Annotated in this window: 2 protein-coding genes; both read left to right on the top strand. The window is 75.8% G+C overall.

From position 1 onward, the window contains the following. A partial coding sequence (locus AB6N24_RS09420) for an N-acetylmuramoyl-L-alanine amidase (protein WP_412869138.1) occupies window positions 1-3,127 on the top strand: 3,127 nt, incomplete at its 5' end. 117 nt (window positions 3,128-3,244) lie between these two features. Beyond that, window positions 3,245-4,990, top strand: a 1,746-nt coding sequence (locus AB6N24_RS09415) for a metallopeptidase domain-containing protein (protein ID WP_412869137.1), incomplete at its 3' end; no start/stop codon positions are given.

The following is a 4,990-nucleotide window of genomic DNA, read 5'->3' as shown; positions in this document are numbered from 1 at the left end:
GCCCGGCGGAGCGGCGCGCGAGGCCGCACCCGACGCGACGGCGGAGGTCGCGTCGGACGCGGGTGCGCAGGCCGCGCCCGACGCGACCGCGGAGGCTGCGCCCGGCGCGACCGCGGAGGCTGCGCCGGGCGCGAGCCCGGAGGCCACGCCCGGGTCGACGCCGCAGGCGCAGCCCGACGGCACGTCGGAGGCAGCACCCCAGGAGACCCCGGAGGCCGCCCCCGACGCGACCCCGGCGACGCCGGACACCGCGACCGACCGCGGGTCGAGCGGGACGGCCGCCGGCACCGTCGTCGCGGACGAGCCGCTCGGGGCCGACCGCGTCGAGACCGAGGTCATCGAGAGCGACGGCTTCTCGCTCGTCGGGCTGACGTGGCCCGAGGGTGCGGACGTCAGCACGCTCGACCCCCAGGTGCGGACGCGCGACGGGGACGTCTGGTCCTCGTGGAGCTCGTTCGAGCCCGCCGACGAGACCCCCGACCCCGGGACGGCGGACGCAGCCGGGACGCGCGACGGGACCGACGCGGTCTGGGTCGGCGCCTCCGACGCCGTGCAGGTGAGCTTCGCCGCGACCCCGACGGGCGGCCCGGACGGGCTGTCGGTCTCGCTCGTCGACCCGGGTGCGGACCCGGCGGGCTCCGCACGCACGGCGGCGGGCGAGCAGGGCGCCCGCATCGAGCAGGCAGGGTTCGTCGCAGCGTCCGCCGCGGTACCGGGCGTCGTCAGCCGGGCGGAGTGGGGAGCGCCCGCCACGACGCCGTGCGCACCGGACTCGGCGCAGCGGCTCGTCGGCGCGGTCGTGCACCACAGCGCGTCGACGAACGCGTACGCGTCGCAGGCCGAGGCGCGGGCCGCCATCCGCGGGTTCTACGCGTACCACACGGAGTCCCGTGGCTGGTGCGACATCGGCTACAACTTCCTCGTCGACAAGTGGGGCACGGTCTACGAGGGGCGTGCCGGGAGCATGACCGGCGCCGTGATCGGCGTGCACGCGGGCGGCTTCAACACCGGCACGATGGGCGTCTCGATGATCGGCGACTACTCGTCGGTCACCCCGAGCGCGGCGACGCTCGAGGGCGTGTCGAGCATCATCGCCTGGCGGCTCGCGGCCTACGGCGCGGACCCGCAGGGCTCGATGAGCTACCACACGCTCGGCGGCGAGAACTCGAAGATCCCCGCGAACACGACCATCTCGCTCCCGGTGGTCTTCGCCCACCGGGACGTCGCGTCGACGGCGTGCCCGGGACAGCAGGGGTACGCCGCGATGGGGCAGATCCGGGCGCGGGCCGCCGAGCTCGCGCGCGCGCACAGCAGCACCGCGCAGAGCGGCCAGGTCGCCGCCGTCTCCGGGTCCACGCCGGTGGCCGGCGTCCTCGTCGACATCCGGGACGCCCAGTGCCAGCAGGTGTACTCCACGATGCGGACCGGCGCGGACGGCACGTTCCCCGTCGCCGCGTTCCCCGGCATGTACTGCGCCGTGCCCGTCGGGGCGCCCGCCGGCTTCGGGATCCCGTCACGGCAGACGTTCGTCGTCGCGCCGGGGTCCGGGTTCCGGGTGGAGCTCCAGGTGCCTGCGGGGCCGGTCTCGGGCACGGTCGTGGTGACCGGCCGGGGCGCCCCCGTCGCGGGTGCGGTGTTCGAGGTGCGCAACGCGTCGTGCTCGTCGACGTTCTCGACGATGCGTACCGGGTCCGACGGGACGTTCGGCGTGACGGCGTACCCGGGCACGTACTGCCTGGTGCCGGTCTCGGTCCCCGCGCCGCTGCAGGCCCCGGCCACGCACCAGTTCACCGTCAGCGCCGGGCGGACGTTCACGGTGCCGCTCGAGCTGGCCAGCCCGGTGACGGGTGCGGTGGCGGTGAGCGGGCGCGGTGCCGCGGTGGCCGGTGCGGTGTTCGAGGTGCGCAACGCGTCGTGCTCCACGACGTTCTCCACGATGCGCACCGGCGCGGACGGGACGTTCCCGGTGACGGCGTACCCGGGGACGTACTGCCTGGTGCCGGTCTCGGTCCCGGCGCCTTTCGCGGCCCCGGCATCGCGGGCGTTCACGGTCGACGCGGCCGGGTTCCGGGTCGCGGTGGACCTGACGTCGGCGTCGGTGGGTGCGGTCGTGGTGACCGGCGGCGGCGATCCGGTGGCGGGTGCCGTGTTCGAGGTGCGCAACGCCTCGTGCTCGACGACGTTCTCCCGGATGCGGACCGGTGCGGACGGCAGGTTCGCGGTCACGGCGTACCCGGGCACGTACTGCCTGGTGCCGGTCTCGGTCCCGGCGCCGTTCGACCTGCCGGCGACGCGGACGTTCGCGGTGGGCGGCTCGGACGGCTTCACGGTCCCCGTCGCGCTGACCGGCCCGGTGACGGGTGCGGTGGCGGTGAGCGGGCGCGGTGCCGCGGTGGCCGGTGCGGTGTTCGAGGTGCGCAACGCGTCGTGCTCCACGACGTTCTCCACGATGCGCACCGGCGCGGACGGGACGTTCCCGGTGACGGCGTACCCGGGGACGTACTGCCTGGTGCCGGTCTCGGTCCCGGCGCCTTTCGCGGCCCCGGCATCGCGGGCGTTCACGGTCGACGCGGCCGGGTTCCGGGTCGCGGTGGACCTGACGTCGGCGTCGGTGGGTGCGGTCGTGGTGACCGGCGGCGGCGATCCGGTGGCGGGTGCCGTGTTCGAGGTGCGCAACGCCTCGTGCTCGACGACGTTCTCCCGGATGCGGACCGGTGCGGACGGCAGGTTCGCGGTCACGGCGTACCCGGGCACGTACTGCCTGGTGCCGGTCTCGGTCCCGGCGCCGTTCGACCCGCCGGCGACCCGGACGTTCACGGTGGCCGGCGCGGACGGCTTCACCGTCCCCGTCGCGCTGACGGGTCCCTCCACCGGCAGCGTCAAGGCGACCGGCGGCGGCGGCGCGGTGGCGGGTGCCGTGTTCGAGGTGCGCAACGCCTCGTGCACGACGACCTTCTCCACGATGCGCACCGGCGCCGACGGGACGTTCCCCGTCACCGCCTACCCGGGGACCTACTGCCTCGTCCCGGTCAGCGTCCCCTCCGGGTTCGCGCTGCCCGCCCGGCAGACCTTCACGGTGACGTCCGGTCAGCGGTTCGACGTGGCGGTCGCACTCACGCGCGGCTGACCAGCCGGTGGGGTGCTCGTCCCGCCCGGCAGCCGGTGTGGCCCAGGTCACACCGGCTGCTCCGGAGATCGTGCGAAAACCCCTCACACGCGGACGGACGCGGCCGATCGGGTGACCATGCCGAGCCTGCGTCCTGTCGCGTCGTCGCGTCCGACCCTCCGGGGGCTCGCCGCCCTCGCGATCGCCGTGCTCCTCGGGTTCGCCCCGGGCGCGGCGGCGCCGGCGCTGGCCGGGCCGGCGAGCGTCGAACCCGCCACCCCTGAGCCCGCCACGGAGGCGGTGACCGTCGAGGGCACGTACGAGCTCGCGGTCGAGGACCCGCACGGCGACGAGCACCACGACGGCGAGGCGCACGCCGGGCCGTCGGTCGAGGGCGAGCTCGAGACCGTCCCCCTCCTCGCGGTGGACGACGCGGTCTACGAGCTGCCCGAGGGAGCCGGCGACGGCGTCGAGCCCGGCTCGGACGTGACCCTGACCCTCGACGTCCCGGTCGAGTCCGCGGTCGAGGACGTGCTCGAGGACCTCGCGACCGCCGAGGCGGCCGTCCTGGACCTCGTGCCGACCCCCACGGTCGGTGCCGAGTCCGTCGAGCCCGGCACGGCAGCCGCCGTCACCGGCCTCCACACGCTGACCGTCCTCCCGGTGTACTGGACGCAGCCCGACGGCACGACACCGGCGGCCCTGCGCACCCTGGCCGCCGAGACCGCCGCCTACTGGTCCGAGCAGTCGGCCGGGCGCATCACGGTCCAGTCCGACGTGCGCGACTGGGCGCGGATCCCGGCGCCCGTCGGCTGCGCCTCCGCCCGGGTGTTCAGCGACGCGCTGGCCGCCCACCCCGGCGTCGCGAGCGGCAGCAACCAGCACGTCGCGGTCTACTTCCCGCGGTACGCGGCGTGCCCGTGGGCCGGGCTGGCGACGCTGCGGGGGTCGATGATCCTGCTCAACGGAGTGCCGTGGCTCGACGTGCTGGCGCACGAGCTCGGCCACAACCTCGGGCTCGGCCACGCCAACCGCGCCGTCTGCACGGCGGACGGCCAGCGGGTGCCGCTGTCCGGGTCGTGCACCAACGAGGAGTACCTCGACTACGCCGACGTCATGGGGATCGGCATGGGCGGTCGACCGACCGGCAGCCTCAACTCCGCGCTCGCCACGAGCCTCGGGCTCGTCGACGTCCGCACGGCCGGGACGACGGCCACGGTCGTCGACCTCGCCCCGCTCGGCGGCGCCCAGGGCGTGCGTGCCCTGCGGATCCCGGTCGGGCTGGGGGAGCTGTTCGTGGACTTCCGGCCCGCCGTCGGCCGCGACACGCGGTACAGCGCCTGGGCCGGGGTCCAGGTGCACCTGCGCAAGGTCGACAGCCAGGGCATCCCCACGAGCCAGCTCCTCGACCTGCAGCCCGCCGCGGGCACGTTCGTCACCCCGCAGCTGGGGTCCGCGGGCTGGGAGGTGCCGGGCACGGGTCGCACGCTGAGGATCACCGCGCTCGACGCCGGCCGTGCCCGCGTCGAGCTCACCGGGCAGGGCGACGTCGTGCCCGGCCCGACGCCCGCCCCGCCCGCACCCACCGCCGTCACCGGCGCCGTGGTCGTGACCGGTGGTGGCGGTCCGGTGCGGGACGCCGTGCTCCAGGTCCGTAACGCCTCGTGCTCGACCGTGTTCTCGACGATGCGCACCGGCGCGGACGGGACGTTCCCGGTCACCGCCTACCCGGGGCAGTACTGCCTCGTGCCGGTCTCCGTGCCGGCGCCGTTCGCGCTGCCCGGGTCGCAGGTGTTCACGGTCGGGAGCAGCGGCTTCTCGGTGCCGGTGGCGCTGGTGGGTCCCTCGACGGGGTCGGTCGTGGTGACCGGGGGTGGTGCGCCG

This window comes from Cellulomonas jepli, assembly GCF_047229345.1.
In the GTDB taxonomy this organism is placed as follows: domain Bacteria; phylum Actinomycetota; class Actinomycetes; order Actinomycetales; family Cellulomonadaceae; genus Cellulomonas_A.
The sequence above is the reverse complement of the archived record's forward strand: the minus strand, read 5'-3'. Positions and strand labels throughout refer to the sequence as shown.